This window comes from Bacteroides faecalis, assembly GCF_003865075.1.
In the GTDB taxonomy this organism is placed as follows: domain Bacteria; phylum Bacteroidota; class Bacteroidia; order Bacteroidales; family Bacteroidaceae; genus Bacteroides; species Bacteroides faecalis.
The window spans coordinates 356781-377597 of record NZ_BHWB01000002.1 but is presented as its reverse complement, the minus strand read 5'-3'; the positions used below and the strand labels follow the sequence as shown (position 1 = coordinate 377597).

Genomic DNA, 20817 nt, shown 5'->3' with positions numbered 1-20817 from the left:
TCACAATTCAAAATTTATAATTCATAAATATTAAAGATGGCAACAAAAGCTTTTCAAAAGATATATACCAAAATTACTCAGATTACTAAGGCTACCTGTTCGTTGAAAGCAACAGGAGTGGGGTATGACGAGCTTGCCACTGTGAATGGTAAACTGGCACAGGTGGTAAAGATTGCCGGTGATGATGTCACTTTGCAGGTATTTGAAGGTACGGAAGGTATTCCGACCAATGCGGAAGTGGTATTTCTTGGTAAATCGCCTACATTGAAAGTGAGCGAACAATTGGCAGGACGTTTCTTTAATGCTTTCGGTGATCCAATTGACGGAGGACCGGAAATTGAAGGACAAGAAGTTGAAATCGGTGGTCCGTCAGTAAATCCTGTACGGCGTAAACAGCCTTCGGAGCTTATTGCGACGGGTATTGCAGGTATTGACTTGAATAATACTTTAGTTTCAGGTCAGAAAATTCCATTTTTTGCAGACCCTGACCAGCCTTTCAATCAAGTAATGGCGAATGTAGCATTACGTGCGGAAACTGATAAGATTATTTTGGGTGGTATGGGGATGACTAATGATGATTACCTATATTTCAAGAATGTGTTCTCTAATGCAGGTGCTCTCGACCGTATCGTCAGTTTTATGAATACCACAGAAAATCCTCCGGTAGAACGTCTGTTAATTCCGGATATGGCACTGACTGCTGCTGAATATTTTGCTGTGAATAATAATGAGAAAGTCCTTGTATTATTGACAGATATGACTAGTTATGCTGATGCGCTGGCAATTGTATCTAACCGTATGGACCAGATTCCATCAAAAGACTCAATGCCGGGTTCACTTTATTCGGATTTGGCAAAGATTTACGAGAAAGCGGTACAATTCCCTTCAGGAGGTTCTATCACTATTATTGCGGTAACTACTTTGTCCGGTGGAGATATTACGCATGCTGTGCCTGATAATACTGGTTATATTACTGAAGGACAGTTGTTCCTTCGTCGTGATAGTGATATTGGTAAAGTTATTGTCGATCCGTTCCGTTCATTGTCTCGTTTGAAACAGTTAGTAACCGGTAAAAAGACACGTAAAGACCATCCACAAGTGATGAATGCTGCCGTACGTTTGTATGCTGATGCTGCTAATGCCAAAACAAAAATGGAAAATGGTTTTGACTTGACGAACTACGACGAACGTACACTTGCGTTTGCGAAAGACTATTCTAACCAGTTGTTGGCTATTGATGTTAATCTTGATACGACAGAAATGCTTGATGTAGCCTGGGGCTTATTTGGTAAGTATTTCCGTCCGGAAGAAGTAAATATCAAGAAGGAATTGTTAGATCAATATTGGCCCAAAGGTGAATAAAAGAGCGATTAGTAATTAATAATTAGCAATTAATAACGTGGCTATAAAGTTTCAATATAACAAAACCTCTCTTCAGCAGCTCGAAAAGCAACTGAAAGTGCGGGTACGTACTCTTCCTATCATTAAGAATAAGGAAAGTGCCCTCCGCATGGAAGTGAAACGCTGTAAAACGGAAGCTGCCGATCTGGAGGATAGGCTCGAACAACAAATTCAAGCCTATGAAGCCATGTTCGCCCTTTGGAATGAATTTGATGCTTCATTGATAAAGGTGAATGATGTTCATCTTGGCGTGAAAAAGATTGCGGGTGTACGTGTACCGTTGCTCGAGAATATAGATTTCGAGATACGTCCGTACAGCTTGTTCAATGCTCCCAAGTGGTATGCCGATGGCATTCATTTGTTGAAAGAGCTTGCTCATACAGCTATTGAACGTGAATTTATACTTGCCAAGCTGAATTTGTTAGAACATGCAAGGAAAAAGACTACTCAAAAAGTGAATCTTTTTGAGAAAGTACAGATACCGGGCTATCAGGATGCATTGCGAAAGATTAAACGATTTATGGAAGATGAAGAAAATCTGTCGAAGTCATCGCAAAAGATCATGAAATCCCATCAAGAAAAAAGGAAGGAGGTAGAGGCATGATTACAAAAATGAAGAAACTTACGTTCCTGGTTTATCACAAAGAGTACGAACAATTCCTGAATAGTCTGCGCGAACTTGGTGTAGTCCACATTGTGGAAAAACAACAAGGAGCTGCTGACAATACAGAATTGCAAGAGAACATACGACTTTCAAATCGTTTGATGGCTTCTTTAAAACTGCTTCAGAATCAGAAACATGCGAAGGATGCAGTCATTGTAAAAGAAGGTGGTACGGCTACTCATGGATTGCAGGTATTAGACGAAGTAGATGCTTTGCAGATAGAGCATGGTAAACTATTACAACAGCTGCAAAGTTACGCCAAAGAGAAAGAAGCACTACAGGTTTGGGGTAATTTTGAACCTGCGAATGTGCAAAAGCTGAAAGAGGCCGGATATGTGATCGGTTTCTATAGTTGTTCGGAGGGAAATTACAAAGAAGAATGGGAGACGGAATACAATGCTATGATTGTGAATCGTATTTCTTCAAAAATATTCTTCGTAACTATAACTAAAGCCGAGCAAGAGGTAGATTTGGATGTAGAGCAGGCTAAACTTCCTGTTTATTCTTTGGCACATCTAGAAATGTTGTATAATACAACTGAACAAGCTATTGAAGAGAATGAAAAGAAATTGGTAGCACTCTCTGAAACAGAAATACCTTCTTTGAAAAAAGCTTTGCAAGAGATACAAGGAAAGATTGAGTTTTCTAAAGTTGTATTGAGTACTGAGCAAACAGTTGGTGATAAACTGATGCTATTAGAAGGGTGGGCGCCTGCTTCCAGTAAGCTGGAAATCGAAGCTTTTCTAAATGATGCACATGTCTATTATGAAATTACAGATCCGGTTCCGGGAGATAATGTTCCGATCGAACTGAATAATAGAGGCTTTTTTGCGTGGTTCGAACCTATCTGTAAATTGTATATGCTTCCGAAGTATAATGAATTGGATTTGACCCCATTCTTTGCTCCATTCTTTATGATTTTCTTCGGACTTTGTTTGGGAGACTCGGGCTATGGCTTGTTCCTGTTTGTTGGAGCAACGGCATATCGGATGATTGCAAAAAAAATAAGTCCGAATATGAAATCGATCTTGTCACTGATACAGATATTGGCGACTTCGACCTTTTTCTGTGGTTTGCTGACGGGAACATTCTTCGGTGCTAATATCTATGATTTGGATTGGCCTATTGTGCAGCGGTTGAAACATGCAGTCTTTATGGATAATAATGATATGTTCCAATTATCTCTTATCTTGGGAGCTATTCAGATTATATTCGGTATGATATTGAAAGCGGTAAACCAAACGATTCAGTTTGGATTCAAATATGCGATCGCTACAATAGGCTGGATTATTCTGTTGGTATCTATGGCTGTGTCTGCTTTATTACCCAATGTCATGTCGATGGGAGGAACTGTACATTTAGTTATTCTGGGAATCTGTGGTGTAATGATCTTCCTCTTCAATAGTCCGGGAAAGAATATTTTCCTGAATATTGGTTTGGGATTATGGGATTCTTACAATATGGTTACGGGCTTGTTAGGTGATGTGTTGTCTTACGTTCGTCTGTTTGCTCTTGGACTATCCGGGGGTATTCTTGCCGGAGTATTCAATAGCCTTGCAGTAGGTATGAGCCCGGATAATGTCATTGCAGGTCCTATCGTAATGGTACTGATTTTCGTTATCGGTCATGCGATCAATATCTTTATGAATGTGCTTGGGGCAATGGTTCATCCGATGCGTCTTACATTTGTAGAGTTCTTCAAGAATTCAGGTTATGAAGGAGGCGGTAAGGAGTACAAACCTTTTAGAAATTGATCATTGGTATTAATCATTGATTGCTTATAATTAAAGAATAAAAATAGAATTAGAATTAAACAATAAAAAATAGAATAAGATTATGGAAATGAATTTGTTTATTGCCTACATTGGCATCGCAGTTATGGTTGGTTTGTCAGGCATTGGTAGTGCTTACGGAGTAACTATTGCAGGTAATGCAGCTATTGGTGCATTAAAAAAGAACGATAGTGCATTTGGTAACTTCCTTGTATTAACGGCTCTTCCCGGTACACAGGGACTTTATGGTTTTGCAGGTTACTTTATGTTCCAGACTATCTTTGGTATTTTGACTCCTGAAATCACAGCTATTCAGGCATCCGCTGTTTTAGGTGCAGGTATTGCTTTGGGATTAGTTGCATTATTCTCTGCAATTCGTCAGGGACAAGTTTGTGCAAATGGTATTGCAGCTATTGGACAAGGACACAACGTATTTAGTAACACTTTGATTCTTGCTGTATTCCCGGAACTTTATGCAATCGTAGCTTTGGCAGCAACCTTCTTGATTGGTAGTGCGCTTGTATAATTTTTCCTAAGAATATTTTTTAATAAAGAACTTTCTATCCCCTTGTGGATGCACCTTTGCATTCACAAGGGGATTATCTTTTTCATACTTTAGCTCTGCTTCTTTCTATTTTCTACTTCATATTTTTTGTATAAAGTATTATTTTTCAAAGAATAATGTGTATTTTTGCACTCGCATACTAAAAAGAGTTTTAATATATTATATGGTAAAAGATTTTTTAACCCCCGATTATATCTTCGAAGCCAGCTGGGAAGTATGTAATAAAGTGGGAGGGATATACACCGTCTTGTCTACAAGGGCAAATACGTTGCAGGAGAAGTTTCGTGATAGAATATTTTTTATCGGTCCTGATGTATGGCAAGGCAAAGAAAACCCTCTGTTCACCGAATCAGAAAATCTTTGTGCTGCATGGAAAAAACATGCACAGGAGAAAGATGATCTTTCCGTCCGTATAGGACGATGGAATATTCCAGGTGAACCAATTGTCATTCTAGTCGATTTCCAACCTTTTTTTGAGAAGAAAGACGAAATATACACAGAAATGTGGAATCGTTTTCAAGTGGATTCGTTACATGCTTATGGTGATTACGATGAAGCTTCTATGTTCTCTTATGCAGCAGGTAGAGTGGTGGAGAGTTTCTATCGCTATAATCTGACTGAAACAGATAAAGTGGTATATCAGGCACATGAGTGGATGACAGGAATGGGAGCACTTTACGTACAAGAAGCTGTGCCGGAGATTGGTACTATTTTTACGACCCATGCTACTTCTATCGGACGTTCGATAGCTGGTAACAACAAGCCGTTGTATGACTATCTGTTTGCTTATAATGGTGATCAGATGGCTCAGGAACTGAACATGCAATCCAAGCATTCTATAGAAAAGCAGACGGCTCATTATGTGGACTGTTTTACTACAGTTAGCGAGATTACGAACAACGAGTGTAGAGAACTACTTGATAAACCGGCAGATGTTATTCTGATGAATGGTTTTGAGGATGATTTTGTGCCAAATGGTTCTACGTTTACGGGTAAACGCAAACGTGCACGCGCTTTGCTGTTGAATGTAGCCAATAAATTATTGGGAACAAAGCTGGATGACGATACGTTAATTGTCGGAACCAGTGGACGATATGAATTCAAAAATAAAGGTATTGATGTGTTTTTGGAGTCATTGAACCGTTTAAATCGTGATAAGAATTTGCATAAGAATGTATTGGCATATGTAAATGTTCCAGGTTGGGTAGGAGAACCTCGTGAAGACTTACAAGCTCGTTTGAAGAGTAAGGATCCGTTTGATACTCCCCTTGAAGTTCCTTTCATTACTCATTGGCTGCATAATATGACGCATGACCAGGTATTGGATATGCTGAAATACCTAGGGATGGGTAATCGTCCAGAGGACAAGGTGAAGGTTATTTTCGTACCTTGTTATTTGAATGGACGGGACGGAATAATGAACAAAGACTATTATGATTTGTTGCTGGGACAGGATATGAGCATTTATGCTTCCTATTATGAACCTTGGGGATATACTCCATTGGAGAGTGTAGCATTCCATGTTCCAACCATTACTACCGATCTGGCAGGATTTGGTCTATGGGTGAATAGCTTGAAAAACCAATATGGAATTAATGATGGAGTAGAGGTACTACATCGCTCAGACTATAATTATTCGGAAGTGGCAGATGGTATTAAAGATACAATCACCCTCTTTGCGGATAAGACAGATAAAGAAGTGAAGGAAATTCGCAAGCGCGCTACTGAAGTGGCAGAACAGGCTTTGTGGAAGCACTTTATACAATACTATTATGAGGCTTATGACATTGCATTGCGCAATGCTGTGAAGCGTCAGCTCAGTTAAAAAACAATTTATTCATCAATAAGTAAATTAAAAACATTATGAAAATTCAAGTAAGTAATGTGAACACTCCTAACTGGAAAGAGGTTACTGTTAAATCTCGTATCCCTGCAGAGTTGGAAAAGTTATCTGAGATTGCACGTAACATTTGGTGGGCGTGGAATTTTGAGGCGACAGAACTTTTTAGAGATCTAGATCCGGAACTTTGGAAGGAATGTGGACAGAATCCTGTATTATTGTTAGAGCGTATGAGCTATGAAAAGTTAGAAGCTCTTGCAAAAGACAAAGTGATTCTGAGAAGAATGAATGATGTATATACGAAATTTAGAGACTACATGGATGTGAAGCCGGATGATAAACGTCCGTCTATAGCCTATTTCAGTATGGAATATGGTTTGAGCCATGTATTGAAAATATATTCTGGTGGTCTGGGCGTGTTGGCTGGTGATTATTTAAAAGAAGCTTCTGACAGTAATGTAGATTTATGTGCGGTAGGATTTCTTTATCGTTACGGATACTTTACACAGACGTTGTCAATGGATGGACAGCAGATTGCAAATTATGAAGCTCAGAATTTCGGGCAACTTCCTATTGACCGTGTATTGGATGCTGAAGGTAAACCATTGGTTGTAGATGTTCCTTATTTAGATTATTACGTTCATGCAAATGTGTGGCGTGTAAATGTAGGACGTATTTCCTTGTATCTGTTGGATACAGATAATGAAATGAATAGCGAGTTTGATCGTCCGATCACTTATCAGTTATATGGTGGTGATTGGGAAAACCGTTTGAAACAGGAAATTCTGTTAGGTATCGGTGGTATTCTGACTTTGAAGGCATTAGGCATTCAAAAGAATATTTATCATTGTAATGAAGGACATGCTGCATTAATTAATGTTCAACGTATCTGTGATTATGTAGCTACTGGATTAACTTATGATCAAGCTATTGAATTGGTGCGTGCATCTTCGCTCTATACAGTTCACACTCCGGTTCCGGCTGGTCATGATTACTTTGACGAAGGTTTGTTCGGTAAGTACATGGGTGGATATCCTGCAAAAATGGGTATCAGTTGGGATGATTTGATGGATCTTGGCCGTAATAATCCAGGTGACAAAGGCGAGCGCTTTTGCATGTCTGTATTTGCTTGTAATACTTCTCAGGAAGTAAATGGTGTAAGTTGGTTACATGGTAAGGTTTCTCAGGAAATGTTCTCTTCTATCTGGAAAGGTTATTTCCCTGAAGAAAATCATGTTGGGTATGTAACTAACGGTGTTCACTTCCCGACTTGGAGTGCAACAGAATGGAAACAATTGTACTTTAAATATTTTAATGAGAACTTTTGGTACGATCAATCCAATCCGAAAATTTGGGAAGCAATCTACAATGTGCCCGATGAAGAGATTTGGAAGACTCGTATGACGATGAAGAATAAATTGGTAGATTTCATTCGTAAGTCATTTCGTGATACTTGGTTGAAGAACCAGGGAGACCCTTCACGCATCGTTTCATTAATGGATAAAATTAATCCGAATGCATTGTTGATTGGCTTCGGACGTCGTTTTGCTACTTACAAACGTGCACATTTGCTGTTTACTGATTTGGAACGTCTCTCTAAGATCGTAAATAATCCGGATTATCCGGTGCAATTCCTGTTTACAGGAAAAGCTCACCCGCATGATGGAGCAGGACAAGGATTGATCAAACGTATTATTGAGATATCTCGTCGTCCGGAATTCTTAGGCAAGATTATCTTCCTTGAAAATTACGATATGCAGTTGGCTCGTCGTCTGGTTTCGGGTGTAGATATTTGGTTGAATACTCCGACACGACCTTTAGAGGCATCTGGTACATCTGGTGAAAAAGCATTGATGAATGGTGTTGTGAATTTCTCTGTGTTAGACGGATGGTGGTTGGAAGGCTATCGTGAAGGCGCTGGTTGGGCATTGACCGAAAAACGTACTTACCAGAACCAAGAACATCAGGATCAGCTGGATGCTGCTACAATTTACAGTATTCTTGAAACTGAAATTCTGCCATTATATTATGCTCGTAATAAGAAAGGATATTCTGAAGGTTGGATCAAAGTTGTGAAAAACTCTATTGCTCAGATAGCTCCTCATTATACAATGAAACGTCAGTTGGATGATTACTTCAATAAGTTCTACTGCAAACAAGCAAAACGTTTTCAAGCTTTGGCTGCCAATAACAATGCAAAGGCAAAAGAAATTGCAGCATGGAAAGAAGAAGTTGTTGCGAAGTGGGATTCTATTGAGATTGTTTCTTGTGACAAAGTAGAGGAACTTGAGAAAGGTGATATTGAAAGTGGAAAAGAATATACTATTACTTTCGTAATTGATGAGAAAGGTTTGAATGATGCAGTAGGACTGGAGTTAGTAACTACTTATACAACTGCGGACGGGAAACAACATGTTTACTCGGTAGAACCATTTAGTGTAATTAAGAAAGACGGTGATTTATATACATTCCAAGCTAAACATAGCTTGTCTAATGCGGGTAGCTTTAAGGTTTCTTATCGTATGTTCCCGAAGAATCCGGATCTTCCACATCGTCAAGATTTCTGTTACGTGCGTTGGTTTGTTTAATTATTTAACGAAAGCTAAGGAGGCATGTTTCTCCATGACTTTCCTATATAAAATTAGCCCCTGTAATTTTGAATTGCAGGGGCTAAAATTTTATGATTTAATCGTTTGCTTTTAAGCGAATAACAACAACTTGTTTACTCTTTATAAATCCTGAGTTATTTCACAAACTCAGCAATTTTAGTTTGAAGTTCTTCACCATGAAGACCACGAGCAACAATTGTTCCGTTTTCGTCGATTAAGATAGTATGAGGAATACTGTTTACAGCATAAAGCTGAGCACCTTCACTTTGCCAGAACTTCAGGTCAGACATTTGTGGCCAAGTCATATCCATTTTTTTAATAGCTTCTTTCCATGCAGCTTCATCCTGATCTAATGATACACCAACGATTTCGAAGTTTTTATTTTTATATTTAGCATAAGTTTCTACCAGATTAGGCATTTCACGACGGCAAGGACCACACCAGCTTGCCCAGAAATCAACCAGTACCACTTTACCTTTACCTGTATAGTCAGAGAGTTTTACTGTTTTCCCTTCTGGATTTTGCATTTCAAAATCAATGAATTTAGTACCTACAGCAGTCTTTTTTTGCTTATCTATGAGTTCTTTGATTTGAACAATTGTAGCGTCATTTTGGAAATTAACCGGGATCTTTTGCAATAGTGCATCATTTTCTGCAGTTGTATTTTCCATAAAGGTCTGTTTGAACATAAAGATACCAACAGGGTTAGTGATGTTTTTCTCTACTCCTTCTTTGATAACTTTGTTAAATTCTTCTTCAATTTGTGCTCCTTCTTCTTGTTTAGCTGCTTTTTGTTCTTCGCTGAGAGTAGTATCACTCATAGCCTTATATATAGCATTCATTTTTGCATTAAGTTCATCAATCTTATTTTTGATTTCCTGATATGCATTATTGTTGGAAGTACCGGTAGCAGTGCTTTTTTCACTTCCTAATGCAATATTGATTTTTCCATTTTCGAGGAAGAAATCGACCATTAAAGGTTCAGTACCATTTTTATATGTTACATAACGATTGATTGCAGAATCCTGTACACCTTCGAAAGTGAATTTTCCATTAGAAATAATAGCTGTATCAAGTTTAGTCAGATTTCTACCGGTTCTTTCCTGAAGATAAACGGTATCCCCGTCAGCAGCTCCTTCTGCTGTACCGGTAATGACATATCCGTTTTTCTGACCAGTACAAGCTGCTATGCTTAATGCAGCTGTAGCAATAACTAAATAAGTAAACTTTTTCATACTTTTGTAAGATTAGTGAATAAATATTTATGCAAAGATAAATTTTTTTTCTCTTCGACATTGAAAAACACTGTTATATTAGATTAACCTTAGGAAGAAATCGCAGAAATATGTACCTTTGCAACCCAAACTTTTAGTATGAATATGCAAGAAGATAAATCCATCATTGAAGTTAGTCGTGTATCGAAGTATTTTGGCGAGAAAACAGCCTTGGATGATGTGACCTTGAACGTAAAAAAGGGTGAGTTTGTCACCATTCTCGGTCCTTCCGGTTGTGGAAAGACTACGTTATTGCGTCTCATTGCCGGTTTTCAGACAGCTTCGGAGGGGGTAATTAGAATCTCGGGTAAGGAAATAACTCAAACTCCACCTCATAAGCGTCCCGTGAATACCGTATTTCAGAAATATGCTTTATTTCCACATTTGAATGTGTACGATAATATTGCATTTGGGTTGAAACTGAAGAAGATACCGAAACGGATTATTGAAAAGAAGGTGAAGGCTGCTTTGAGAATGGTAGGTATGACAGATTATGAGTATCGTGATGTCGATTCTCTTTCCGGAGGGCAACAACAGCGTGTAGCTATTGCACGTGCTATTGTTAATGAACCGGAAGTATTATTGTTGGATGAGCCATTGGCAGCACTCGATCTGAAAATGCGTAAGGATATGCAGATGGAGTTGAAGGAAATGCACAAATCCTTGGGGATTACTTTCGTGTATGTAACTCATGATCAGGAAGAAGCACTGACATTGAGCGATACGATTGTTGTAATGAGTGAAGGGAAGATTCAGCAGATAGGTACTCCGATAGATATTTATAATGAACCGACAAATTCATTTGTTGCAGATTTTATTGGTGAAAGTAATATTCTGAATGGCACAATGGTTCGTGATAAATTGGTTTATTTCTGTGGTACTGAGTTTGAATGTGTGGATGAAGGTTTTGGTGAAAACACACCGGTAGATGTCGTGATTCGTCCGGAAGATCTTTATATTTTCCCGGTTTCGGATATGGCTCAGTTGGTAGGAGTGGTGCAGACTTCTATTTTCAAGGGTGTACATTATGAGATGACTGTACTTTGTGGTGGTTATGAATTTCTGGTACAAGATTATCATCATTTCGAAGTCGGAACAGAAGTAGGACTATTAGTGAAGCCGTTTGATATCCACATTATGAAGAAAGAACGGGTATGTAATACGTTTGAAGGAAAATTGCTGGATACTACTCATGTGGAGTTTTTAGGGTGTTCATTTGAATGTACTCTGATAGAAGATATAAAAGCCGATGAGGAAGTCAAAGTTGAAGTTGATTTTGATAAAGTAATCTTGCAGGATAACGAAGAAGACGGCACATTAACCGGTGAAGTGAAATTTATCCTTTATAAGGGAGATCATTATCATCTGACTGTATTATCCGATTGGGACGAGAATGTATTTGTAGATACGAACGATGTATGGGATGATGGAGATCGTGTAGGTATTACCATCCCTCCGGATGCGATTCGTATAATTAAAATAACCGATTAACAGGAAAGGAAGTGAATAAGAGGTTTTTAGTCTTTTTGTCATCACGTAAGAGTTGGACTTTGCCATACATTATTTTTTCGGCGATCTTCGTAATCATACCGTTGATTCTAATTGTTGTGTATGCTTTTACCGACGATAATGGTCATTTGACCCTCGCTAATTTTCAGAAGTTCTTTGAACATCCCGAAGCAATTAATACTTTCGTATATTCGATAGGTATTGCTATTATTACTACTCTTGTTTGTATCCTGTTGGGATATCCTGCAGCTTGGATACTTAGTAACAGTAAACTGAATCGTTCAAAAGCATTAGTCGTACTTTTTATTCTGCCTATGTGGGTGAATATTTTGGTACGTACGTTGGCAACTGTTGCTTTATTCGATTTCTTTAGTATTCCTTTAGGTGAAGGTGCATTGATATTTGGTATGGTGTACAACTTCATTCCTTTTATGATTTATCCGATTTATAACACTCTTCAGAAGATGGATCATAGCTATATTGAAGCTGCACAGGATTTAGGGGCTAATCCTCTACAAGTCTTTTTTAAAGCAGTACTTCCTCTTTCTATGCCAGGCGTGATGAGCGGTATTATGATGGTATTTATGCCGACTATTTCTACTTTTGCCATTGCCGAACTATTGACGATGAACAATATCAAACTTTTTGGTACAACTATTCAGGAGAACATCAATAATAGTATGTGGAACTATGGAGCTGCTCTTTCACTGATTATGTTGTTACTGATTGCTGCTACTTCATTGTTCAGTACTGATGATAAGGACAATAACGAAGGAGGTGGATTATGGTAAAGAAGATTTTTGCTCAGACCTACTTATGGATATTGCTTTTATTGCTTTATTCACCGATTGTGATTATTATTATCTATTCATTTACTGAAGCAAAAGTATTGGGTAACTGGACCGGTTTCTCCACAAAACTTTACTCTTCTTTATTTACTACTGGTACTCACCATTCTTTGATGAATGCACTGATAAATACCATAACAATAGCTTTATTGGCAGCTACTGTTTCTACTTTACTGGGTAGTATAGCTGCTATTGGTATATTCAATCTTAAAGCCCGTTCACGAAAAGCAATTGGCTTTGTGAATAGCATTCCCATTTTGAATGGAGATATTATTACCGGTATTTCTCTTTTTCTTTTGTTTGTTTCCGTAGGTATAACTCAAGGATATACAACAGTCGTATTGGCGCATATTACTTTCTGTACACCATACGTTGTATTAAGCGTTTTACCACGTTTGAAGCAGATGAATCCGAATATTTATGAAGCTGCTCTTGATTTAGGGGCTACACCTATGCAAGCTTTGTGGAAAGTAATTATTCCGGAGATTCGTCCGGGGATGATCAGTGGCTTCATGCTTGCTCTAACTTTGTCTATTGATGATTTTGCCGTAACTGTGTTTACTATTGGTAATCAAGGTCTGGAAACACTTTCGACTTATATTTATGCAGACGCCCGTAAAGGAGGTTTGACTCCTGAACTTCGTCCATTGTCTGCTATTATCTTTGTTGTGGTATTGGCTTTGCTAATTGTACTTAATTACCGGGCTGATAAAGCAAAGAAGAAATATGAATAGATTATTTAATGTGCTCTAGGTGAAGAATAAAATGAAAAGAATAATACCTGTTATTTTGTTATTGCTGTTTTTGGCAGGTTGCTATAATTCAGGGGAACCGCGTGAAAGGGTCCTTAAAATCTATAATTGGGCAGATTATATAGGTGATAGTGTGCTTGAAGATTTCCAGTCTTATTATAAAGAACAGACCGGTGAAGATATCCGTATCGTTTATCAGACGTTTGATATCAATGAAATCATGCTGACAAAAATAGAAAAAGGGCATGAGGATTTTGATGTTGTTTGTCCTTCAGAATATATCATTGAAAGAATGTTGAAAAAACATTTGTTGTTGCCTATTGATACTAATTTTGCTCATTCGCCGAATTATATGAAAAATGTATCCCCTTTTATTCGTGAACAAATTGATAAATTGAGCCAGCCGGGTGAAGTCGCTAGCCGTTATGCAGTTTGCTATATGTGGGGAACAGCCGGTATACTCTATAATCGTGCTTATGTTCCCGATTCGGATGCGTTATCATGGGATTGTCTGTGGAATAAGAAATATACTGGTAAGATTTTGATGAAAGATAGTTATCGTGATGCTTATGGTACAGCTATCATTTATGCTCATGCTAAGGATCTGGAAGAAGGGAAGGTTACTGTAGAAGAATTGATGAACGATTATTCTCCGAGTGCCATGGAATTGGTGGAGAAGTATCTGAAGGCATTGAAACCGAATATTGCCGGTTGGGAAGCTGATTTCGGGAAGGAGATGATGACGAAAAACAAGGCTTATCTGAATATGACTTGGAGCGGTGATGCTATTTGGGCAATTGATGAAGGGAATGCTGTGGGAGTAGATCTTGATTATGTAGTGCCTAAAGAAGGAAGTAATATTTGGTATGATGGTTGGGTCATTCCTAAGTATGCAAAGAATCCGAAGGCTGCCAGCTATTTTATAAATTTTATGTGTCGTCCTGATATTGCTTTGCGTAATATGGATTTTTGTGGATATGTCAGTTCGATTGCTACTCCTGAAATTATGGAGGAGAAAATAGATAGTACACTTAATTATTTTTCAGATTTAAGCTATTTCTTTGGTCCCGGAGCTGATAGTATTCAGATTGATAAGATACAATATCCAGATCATAAAGTAGTAGAACGCTGTGCTATGATTCGAGATTTCGGGGATCAAACAAAAGAAGTGCTGGATATTTGGTCTCGTATTAAAGGCGATAATTTAGGAGTTGGAATTACTATTTTGATTTTCGTTGTAGTGGGACTGATGAGTGGCTGGATGATTTATAAAAGATGGCAACGCTATAATCGTCAGAAACTACAAAGACGTAGAAGTCGGAGGAAGAATAAGCGAATGAAAAAATAATAATTTCAACCTTCCACAAATGATTTTTAGCCATATATATTGACCCGCTTTTAGAGTATTAATGGCTGAGAAATGGAGTATTAATAGTTGAGATTTAGGATATTAATAGCTGAGGAATGAACTATTAATGCTTAACAATTCTCAAAATAAGAGCCTTTTGATGTCTTTGGAAACGACTTTTTAAAGTTGAATAATGATATATAAAAAACATCCCAATGTTTGAATTCAGTCTTCCCAATGATCGATTTCAAAGATTGCGGTGATTTAAAAAAACATTATGATGTTTTTTATGTACTTTCGTATAGTTCATTTTTTATAGTTTCCGTTTCATGCTCTTGATAAGTAGTTTAGTTTCTTTATCTACACGTAATGATTCTACTGTTTTCTGTAATGCTTTGTTGAAAGTCCAATTATCTAATTTACTATGTTTTAGATATTCCATTGTTTTATCTGGGAATTTCACAAAACAAGTAGATATCAACCATGCCATAGCCATACGGGCATAGTATGCTTCATGTTCAAATAGGTCTGCATATTCTAATAATCTGTTAATATATTCTTCATTAATATAATGGAATAGCATGACAATTCCGAAACGTTTTTCAAATTCTTTGTCAGAATATAAATAAGGTTGTATAAATAGCCAAACTTTATCTTTATCTTTTCTTACTAATGTCTTTAGCTCTCCACAGAAAATATCACATACTGCCCAATTGTCAATACGAGGAATAAACAATCTTATATAATTCATTTGCTTTTCAAAATCGGTCTTAGCTATCCCGATGATCATTCCTTGTAACATCGTTTCTTCATAATATTCAGTATCAGCTATTTCTATGAAGGAGTGCCAATCATTTTGCTTAACAATTTTCTTTGCCATTGTACGTAATTGAGGAATGCGTACTCCTAACACATTATCAGTACCTGGAAGTAGGGAAGAATGAAATTCTTTGTATTTGGCGTCAGCTAAAGCTTCTAGCTCTTTACGGATATTTTCTGATGTTGTCATGGTGTTTTATATAATCAATGATAGCAAAGATAACAAATAATCATAAGTTAGAGTATAAAATAAGAGATCACAACCTAGCATTTTCTTTTAATTGTCCGATATCCATAACTAACGATTACCAGAAAACAAATAAAAGGCAGGATAAAAGATACATTGACAGCAGGGAAGATACCTATTACTTTCAAATCAATAATACTTGCTTGCAATGGAGGAAGGACAGAGCCACCCAGAATAGCCATAATTAATCCCGCGGCTCCGAATTTAGCGTCATCTTCCAAACCTTTCAAGGCAATACCGTAAATCGTAGGGAACATAAGTGACATACAAGCAGAGATAGCAACTAAACAATACAATCCATAGATATTTTGGAAGAAGATTGTCCCTAATGTAAATAAAGCTCCTAAAATAGCCAGAATCATCAGAAGTTTTCCGGCACTCAGATAACGAAGGATGAAAGTACAGATGAAACGACTGATGCAGAAAATAACCATTGCTACAATGTTATATTGTTGAGATAAAATCTCTGCACTTTTCTCATCCATGCCTTGTGACATAAATAATCGTGTACCATACTGAATAATAAATGTCCAGCACATTATTTGTACTCCTACATAAAAGAACTGAGTTATCACTCCTTCTCGGTAATGGGCTTGAGAGAAGATACGCTTCAATGTAGGGAAAAAGTCGATATGATGATTTTCTTCTCCTTTTTTAGGCATTTTCACTATACGTATCAGTATTAACATGATTAGAATCAATATTCCGATAGCAAGATAAGGAGCGATCAGTACTCCAAGATCACTTTCTTTAATAGTTTGGAATTCATTTTCGCAGAGTTGTGAACGGTCAATACTAGACATTGGATTTAACCTAGCTTGGATAAAGTTCATAGCTACATACATTCCGAGCAGTGATCCCATAGGATTAAAAGATTGGGCGAGATTCAACCGTCGTGTGGCAGTTTCTTCCGTTCCCATAGAAAGAATATATGGATTGCAGCTCGTTTCTAAAAAAGAAAGTCCGCAGGTTAGTATAAAATAAGCAATCAGAAACGGATAATATTCTCCAGTTAGTTTGGCGGGGAAGAATAGGAAAGCTCCGAAAGCATATAGACCCAGTCCCAACAAAATACCGGCTTTATAGGAATATTTGCGGATAAAGATAGCGGCAGGAAAAGCCATAGCAAAGTAACCGCCATAGAAGGCTACTTGAACTAATGTTCCGTCAGTGGCACTCATCCGAAATATCTTAGAAAATGCTTTTACCATCGGATTGGTGATGTCGTTTGCAAATCCCCACAGGGCAAAACAGGAAGTAATTAAAATGAAAGGAATAAGATAATTAATTCCATCTTTTGACAAGATAGACTGCCTATTGTGTTTCATAGTCGTTTGGAGTAGTTTTAAATATTATATAGGTGGAACATTCTTTCCAACGGTTTCCATTTTTCTGCTGAACTCATGCCGGGAGTTGCTTGTTGAAAGATCGACATATATGCTTCCCATTCCTGTTGTCGGGGAAGAGTGTTCAGTCGTTCCATTGCTGAATCCCAGTCAAAGTCAAGAGGAGTCTCGACAATCATAAACAGCCGAGTAGCAAGGATATAAATTTCCATTTCCAGAATACCAACTTCACGAATATCTTCCAGAATTTCGGGCCATACTTCTTGTTGGCTATGTCTTTTTCTGTACTCTGTAATTAGTTCAGGAGAATCACGCAAATCAAGGGTTTGGCAATATCGTTTGACAGGAATATTGTAAGATTTTACTTTATAACCGTTTTTAGGTGTTTCCATATAGCATTTATATTGAATTATATTCATGTAAAGGAAAGCAATTTATTTTGAAAGGGAAAAGTCTAGCCCTATGTTTTGTAGCATAAAACAAAAATCCTCTCCGGCGAACCAGAGAGGATTTATAGCTTTTTCCAAATTTCTTGTTGGGAATCTGCCGAGAATTATTCAGCAGCAGCTTCTTCTGCAGGAGCTTCCTCAGTCGGAGCAGCTTCTTCTGCAGGTGCTTCAGCAGCAACCTTTGCAGCTTCTTCAGCAGCTTTCTTTTCAGCAAGTGCTTTAGATTTTGCTTCGTTGATTTTCTTTTCTGCGTCTAAACGTGCTTTAGCTTCAGCTTTCTTCGCTTCTTCTTCTTTAGCTTTCAAAGTTGCCAAACCTGATTGTTTGTTGTTCTTCCAAGCTTCAAATTTAGCGTCTGCTTCTGCTTCACCGAATGCGCCTTTAGCTACGCCACCCAAAAGATGTTTTTTCATGTAAACACCTTCACGAGAAAGGATGTTACGTACAGTGTCACTTGGTTGAGCACCTTTCAGCACCCATGCCAATGCAGCGTCGAAATTCAAATCTACTGTAGCAGGATTGGTGTTCGGGTTGAAAGTACCAATCTTCTCAATAAATTTACCATCACGTGGTGCTCTGCTGTCTGCAATTACAATTGAATAGAACGCGTAACTTTTACGTCCGTGTCTCTGCAATCTGATTCTAGTTGCCATTTTACTAATTGTTTTTAATGATTGATTTGAATTATGCCATTAACTCGTAATAGCGGGCGCAAAGATACGGCTTTTCTTTTGATTGACAAATATTTCTATTCTTTTTCTTTGATTTATCATTATCTGACCGAGCTTAATATCAGTTTTATGAGTATCTTTTTGGATAGCGAAACAGGATAGCCAGCAATGCGCAAGTTCCCATTGTGAATGGATAATAAAGGTTACCGATGATACTGATAGGAGAGATGTTTGCTAGTCCCGCGGCAATCAGCATTTGTGCTCCATAAGGAATCATTCCTTGTATCAGACAGGAGAAAGTATCGAGAATACTAGCTGTCTTTCTGCGGTCAAGATGAAATTTTTGGGCAATATCTTTGGCAATCGGTCCCGTTGTGATGATAGCAATAGTGTTGTTGGCAGTACATAAGTTAGCTATACTAACCAAAGCGGCAATACTAAGCTCTGCACCTCTTTTTCCATTAACGTGTCGGGTCAGTTTCTTAATAATGAAATCAATACCGCCATTGTAACGGATTGTTTCAAGCATACCTCCGGCTAATAGGGTGATGATGATTAATTCTCCCATTCCTGTAATACCTGTTCCCATTGCTCCGAACCAGTCGAAGACACTGAAACTGCCAGTAGATATACCAATAATTCCACTTGTCAGGATACCTATAATTAATACAAGCATGACGTTCATTCCTGCAATTGCTGTTCCTAATACTATTATATAAGGTATAACTTTAATCCATTCGATATTTTGTACCTGAGCGGGAGCAGTTATGGACAATCCCTGAAAGATGTAAATGCCCAATACTATGATTGCAGCTGGAACCACAATCATGGAGTTTACCCTGAACTTATCACGCATCACACATTCCTGAGTTTTTGTTGAAGCAATGGTGGTATCGGAAATAAAAGATAAATTATCTCCAAAGAATGAACCACCGACTACTACAGCTACTATGAAAGGAAGAGCTATTTCTGTTTTTTCTGCTAGTCCTACAGCAACAGGGGTAAGAGCAACTATGGTTCCAACACTTGTTCCGATAGACAGGGAAATGAAACAGGCGGCAATGAATATTCCTGCCAATAATAAGTTATCTGGGAGGATATGTAGTGTCAGATTAACGGTGGCGTCAATGGCTCCCATTTGCTTGGCGCTTTGTGCAAAAGCACCGGCAAGGATGAATATCCAGATCATGAGCAGAATATTCTTATTGGCGGCACCTACAGAAAATTGATAAATCCGTTGATCCAGTTTAAGCCCGCGAGTAATAGCAATAGCATAACAGGAAGAAACAAGGAAAGCTACGGTGATAGGTACTTTATAAAAGTCATTAACCAAAATGGAAGTTACCAGATAAAGGCAGAGAAAAACGAGCAACGGGCTAAGTGCCCACCAACTGCCGGAACGGTTCTTATGAATTCTTTCTTCAGTCATAAATAGATATTGTGGCTTTTGTTTACGATTTGCAAAGATAGTAAGGAAACACATAAGTAAGACAAAAGGTCTGAAATTTCATCTTTTCTTTTTCCGTTTGAGCTTCTTCTTTTTCCGTCTCAGAAATTAAATTCCGGATGGTTTTGTCTTTTTCATCTATTTTCGTGCCGTTGATAACTTAATAACTTATAACAGAATGACAATGATTAAATTTTCAATGTGCATTTTCTGTCTTTGCCTACTTACGGCGTGCGGGCAAGGGGAGAAGAAGTCAGAAGAACCGGTAAGGATTAAAGTGGTGAAAGCAGAAACTTTGGTACCTTCTTCCATTCGTGAATTCTCATTTATTTCAAAACCCTTTAAAGAGACAGAACTTTCTTTTCGAGTTGGTGGACCAATTGATCGTTTTGAAGTATATGCCGGTAATTTTTATCATCGGGGAGACATCATTGCTGAAATAGATTCACGTGATTTCCGTATTCGTAAAGAGAAAGCAGAAGCTGTATATAAACAAGCAAAAGCAGAGTTTGAGCGAATTAAAGTGCTGTTTGAAAAAGATAATATCTCTGCCAGTGCTTACGAAAAAGCACATGCTGATTATACTTCAGCGAAAACAGCTTTTGAAACTGCTGCTAATGACTTAGAGGATACTCATTTAGTAGCCCCTTTCGATGGATATGTGGGAGAGGTGTACATTGAAAAGTATCAAGATGTAAAAGCTACTCAGCCTGTCATTTCATTTATTGATATTACTCAGCTAAAGATAGAGGCCTATGTTACGCAGGATATCGCATTTCAGTCTGGACAGATTAAAGATGTAGGAGTTCGTTTTGATGTCCGACCGAATACAGTATATTCAGCTAAAGTAGTGGATGTTTCAAAAAGCACCACTCGTAATAACCTTTCTTTTTTGATGACGGCTTTACTACCTAATAAAAAAGGAGAATGGCCTGCAGGTATTTCAGGAAAAGTATTGCTCGATCTACCTTCTTCTTCGTCGGCAGAGATGGTAACAATTCCGCAAACAGCTCTTAGTCATCGTCCTACTGAAGGTGATTATGTTTGGACGGTTGATGATACTACCGGAAAAGTATCAAAGAGAAAAGTTCTTTTGGGAGAATTGCTTCCTAATGGGAAAGTAGAGGTTAAGGGAGGATTACAAGCAGGTGAAGCAGTAGCTATTAGCAAATTGCGTTTTCTATCCGAAGGAATGCTTGTAGAAGTAGTATCTCAGAAACAAGTAATGCCAGTTACAGCTCAAAAGTAAGACAGAA

The 20817-nt window shown here is 37.9% G+C and carries 17 protein-coding genes; 11 read left to right on the top strand and 6 right to left on the bottom strand.

Translation table 11 applies throughout. The features are described from left to right. Window positions 1-36 precede the first annotated feature (36 nt). The 6 genes from EJF25_RS04355 to EJF25_RS04330 all read left to right on the top strand — a co-directional run bounded on the left by EJF25_RS04355 (window position 37) and on the right by EJF25_RS04330 (window position 8830). Entirely contained in the window at window positions 37-1362 is a 1326-nt protein-coding gene (locus EJF25_RS04355; protein WP_025076427.1) for a V-type ATP synthase subunit B, read from the top strand. Between the two features lie 37 nt (window positions 1363-1399). Beyond that, window positions 1400-2005, top strand: a complete 606-nt coding sequence (locus EJF25_RS04350) for a V-type ATP synthase subunit D (RefSeq protein ID WP_125040201.1) — start codon at window positions 1400-1402, stop codon at window positions 2003-2005. Further along, the gene (locus EJF25_RS04345) at window positions 2002-3819 is read left to right on the top strand and encodes a V-type ATP synthase subunit I (protein WP_125040200.1); all 1818 of its coding nucleotides are present in this window, start codon (window positions 2002-2004) and stop codon (window positions 3817-3819) included. The genes EJF25_RS04350 and EJF25_RS04345 overlap by 4 nt, the downstream gene beginning before the upstream one ends. Window positions 3820-3901: 82 nt before the next feature. Continuing rightward, window positions 3902-4363, top strand: a complete 462-nt coding sequence (locus EJF25_RS04340) for an ATP synthase subunit C-like protein (RefSeq protein WP_125040199.1) — start codon at window positions 3902-3904, stop codon at window positions 4361-4363. A gap of 202 nt (window positions 4364-4565) precedes the next feature. After that, the gene (locus EJF25_RS04335) at window positions 4566-6227 is read left to right on the top strand and encodes a glycogen/starch synthase (RefSeq protein WP_125040198.1); all 1662 of its coding nucleotides are present in this window, start codon (window positions 4566-4568) and stop codon (window positions 6225-6227) included. Window positions 6228-6265: 38 nt separating this feature from the next. Further along, window positions 6266-8830, top strand: coding sequence for a glycosyltransferase family 1 protein (locus tag EJF25_RS04330; protein WP_125040197.1), 2565 nt, complete (start codon window positions 6266-6268; stop codon window positions 8828-8830). 155 nt (window positions 8831-8985) lie between these two features. On the opposite strand, the gene EJF25_RS04325 is transcribed toward EJF25_RS04330, so the two are convergent. Beyond that, complete coding sequence (locus EJF25_RS04325) at window positions 8986-10086, bottom strand: TlpA disulfide reductase family protein (protein WP_125040196.1); 1101 nt, start codon at window positions 10084-10086, stop codon at window positions 8986-8988. A gap of 138 nt (window positions 10087-10224) precedes the next feature. On the opposite strand from EJF25_RS04325, the gene EJF25_RS04320 reads away from it, so the two are divergent. The 4 genes from EJF25_RS04320 to EJF25_RS04305 are packed head-to-tail and all read left to right on the top strand — an operon-like array spanning window position 10225 to window position 14582. Beyond that, entirely contained in the window at window positions 10225-11616 is a 1392-nt protein-coding gene (locus tag EJF25_RS04320) for a polyamine ABC transporter ATP-binding protein (RefSeq protein ID WP_125040195.1), read from the top strand. Window positions 11617-11627: 11 nt separating this feature from the next. Next, window positions 11628-12425: an ABC transporter permease gene (locus EJF25_RS04315; RefSeq protein WP_200832866.1), complete on the top strand. Its 798-nt coding sequence runs from the start codon at window positions 11628-11630 to the stop codon at window positions 12423-12425. Continuing rightward, entirely contained in the window at window positions 12419-13216 is a 798-nt protein-coding gene (locus tag EJF25_RS04310; protein ID WP_125040194.1) for an ABC transporter permease, read from the top strand. The genes EJF25_RS04315 and EJF25_RS04310 overlap by 7 nt, the downstream gene beginning before the upstream one ends. 31 nt (window positions 13217-13247) lie before the next feature. After that, window positions 13248-14582 (top strand): ABC transporter substrate-binding protein, encoded by a 1335-nt coding sequence (locus EJF25_RS04305; RefSeq protein WP_125040193.1) that lies wholly within the window; start codon window positions 13248-13250, stop codon window positions 14580-14582. Window positions 14583-14895: 313 nt separating this feature from the next. Here the strand turns inward: EJF25_RS04305 and EJF25_RS04300 are convergent, their stop codons facing one another. The 5 genes from EJF25_RS04300 to EJF25_RS04280 all read right to left on the bottom strand — a co-directional run bounded on the left by EJF25_RS04300 (window position 14896) and on the right by EJF25_RS04280 (window position 19543). Next, window positions 14896-15591, bottom strand: coding sequence for a DNA alkylation repair protein (locus EJF25_RS04300; protein ID WP_125040192.1), 696 nt, complete (start codon window positions 15589-15591; stop codon window positions 14896-14898). A 74-nt stretch (window positions 15592-15665) separates the two neighbouring features. Beyond that, complete coding sequence (gene fucP, locus EJF25_RS04295) at window positions 15666-16976, bottom strand: L-fucose:H+ symporter permease (protein ID WP_125040191.1); 1311 nt, start codon at window positions 16974-16976, stop codon at window positions 15666-15668. A 17-nt stretch (window positions 16977-16993) separates the two neighbouring features. Then, entirely contained in the window at window positions 16994-17386 is a 393-nt protein-coding gene (locus EJF25_RS04290; RefSeq protein WP_125040190.1) for an L-rhamnose mutarotase, read from the bottom strand. A gap of 161 nt (window positions 17387-17547) precedes the next feature. Next, window positions 17548-18096 carry a 30S ribosomal protein S16 gene (locus EJF25_RS04285; RefSeq protein ID WP_125040189.1) on the bottom strand — a complete coding sequence of 183 codons (549 nt, stop codon included), beginning with the start codon at window positions 18094-18096 and terminating at the stop codon, window positions 17548-17550. Between the two features lie 145 nt (window positions 18097-18241). Beyond that, window positions 18242-19543 carry a Na+/H+ antiporter NhaC family protein gene (locus EJF25_RS04280; protein WP_125040188.1) on the bottom strand — a complete coding sequence of 434 codons (1302 nt, stop codon included), beginning with the start codon at window positions 19541-19543 and terminating at the stop codon, window positions 18242-18244. A 196-nt stretch (window positions 19544-19739) separates the two neighbouring features. Between EJF25_RS04280 and EJF25_RS04275 the strand changes: the two genes are divergently transcribed. Continuing rightward, the gene (locus EJF25_RS04275) at window positions 19740-20810 is read left to right on the top strand and encodes an efflux RND transporter periplasmic adaptor subunit (protein WP_125040187.1); all 1071 of its coding nucleotides are present in this window, start codon (window positions 19740-19742) and stop codon (window positions 20808-20810) included. The last annotated feature ends 7 nt before the right edge of the window (window positions 20811-20817 follow it).

Coding starts and splice junctions, on each gene's coding strand:
- EJF25_RS04340 (WP_125040199.1), top strand. CDS start 3,902: ATGGAAATGAATTTGTTTATTGCCTACATTGGCATCGCAGTTATGGTT.
- EJF25_RS04310 (WP_125040194.1), top strand. CDS start 12,419: ATGGTAAAGAAGATTTTTGCTCAGACCTACTTATGGATATTGCTTTTA.
- EJF25_RS04275 (WP_125040187.1), top strand. CDS start 19,740: ATGACAATGATTAAATTTTCAATGTGCATTTTCTGTCTTTGCCTACTT.
- EJF25_RS04300 (WP_125040192.1), bottom strand. CDS start 15,591: ATGACAACATCAGAAAATATCCGTAAAGAGCTAGAAGCTTTAGCTGAC.
- EJF25_RS04355 (WP_025076427.1), top strand. CDS start 37: ATGGCAACAAAAGCTTTTCAAAAGATATATACCAAAATTACTCAGATT.
- EJF25_RS04305 (WP_125040193.1), top strand. CDS start 13,248: ATGAAAAGAATAATACCTGTTATTTTGTTATTGCTGTTTTTGGCAGGT.
- EJF25_RS04330 (WP_125040197.1), top strand. CDS start 6,266: ATGAAAATTCAAGTAAGTAATGTGAACACTCCTAACTGGAAAGAGGTT.
- EJF25_RS04290 (WP_125040190.1), bottom strand. CDS start 17,386: ATGGAAACACCTAAAAACGGTTATAAAGTAAAATCTTACAATATTCCT.
- EJF25_RS04325 (WP_125040196.1), bottom strand. CDS start 10,086: ATGAAAAAGTTTACTTATTTAGTTATTGCTACAGCTGCATTAAGCATA.
- EJF25_RS04335 (WP_125040198.1), top strand. CDS start 4,566: ATGGTAAAAGATTTTTTAACCCCCGATTATATCTTCGAAGCCAGCTGG.
- fucP (WP_125040191.1), bottom strand. CDS start 16,976: ATGAAACACAATAGGCAGTCTATCTTGTCAAAAGATGGAATTAATTAT.
- EJF25_RS04320 (WP_125040195.1), top strand. CDS start 10,225: ATGAATATGCAAGAAGATAAATCCATCATTGAAGTTAGTCGTGTATCG.
- EJF25_RS04280 (WP_125040188.1), bottom strand. CDS start 19,543: ATGACTGAAGAAAGAATTCATAAGAACCGTTCCGGCAGTTGGTGGGCA.
- EJF25_RS04345 (WP_125040200.1), top strand. CDS start 2,002: ATGATTACAAAAATGAAGAAACTTACGTTCCTGGTTTATCACAAAGAG.
- EJF25_RS04285 (WP_125040189.1), bottom strand. CDS start 18,096: ATGGCAACTAGAATCAGATTGCAGAGACACGGACGTAAAAGTTACGCG.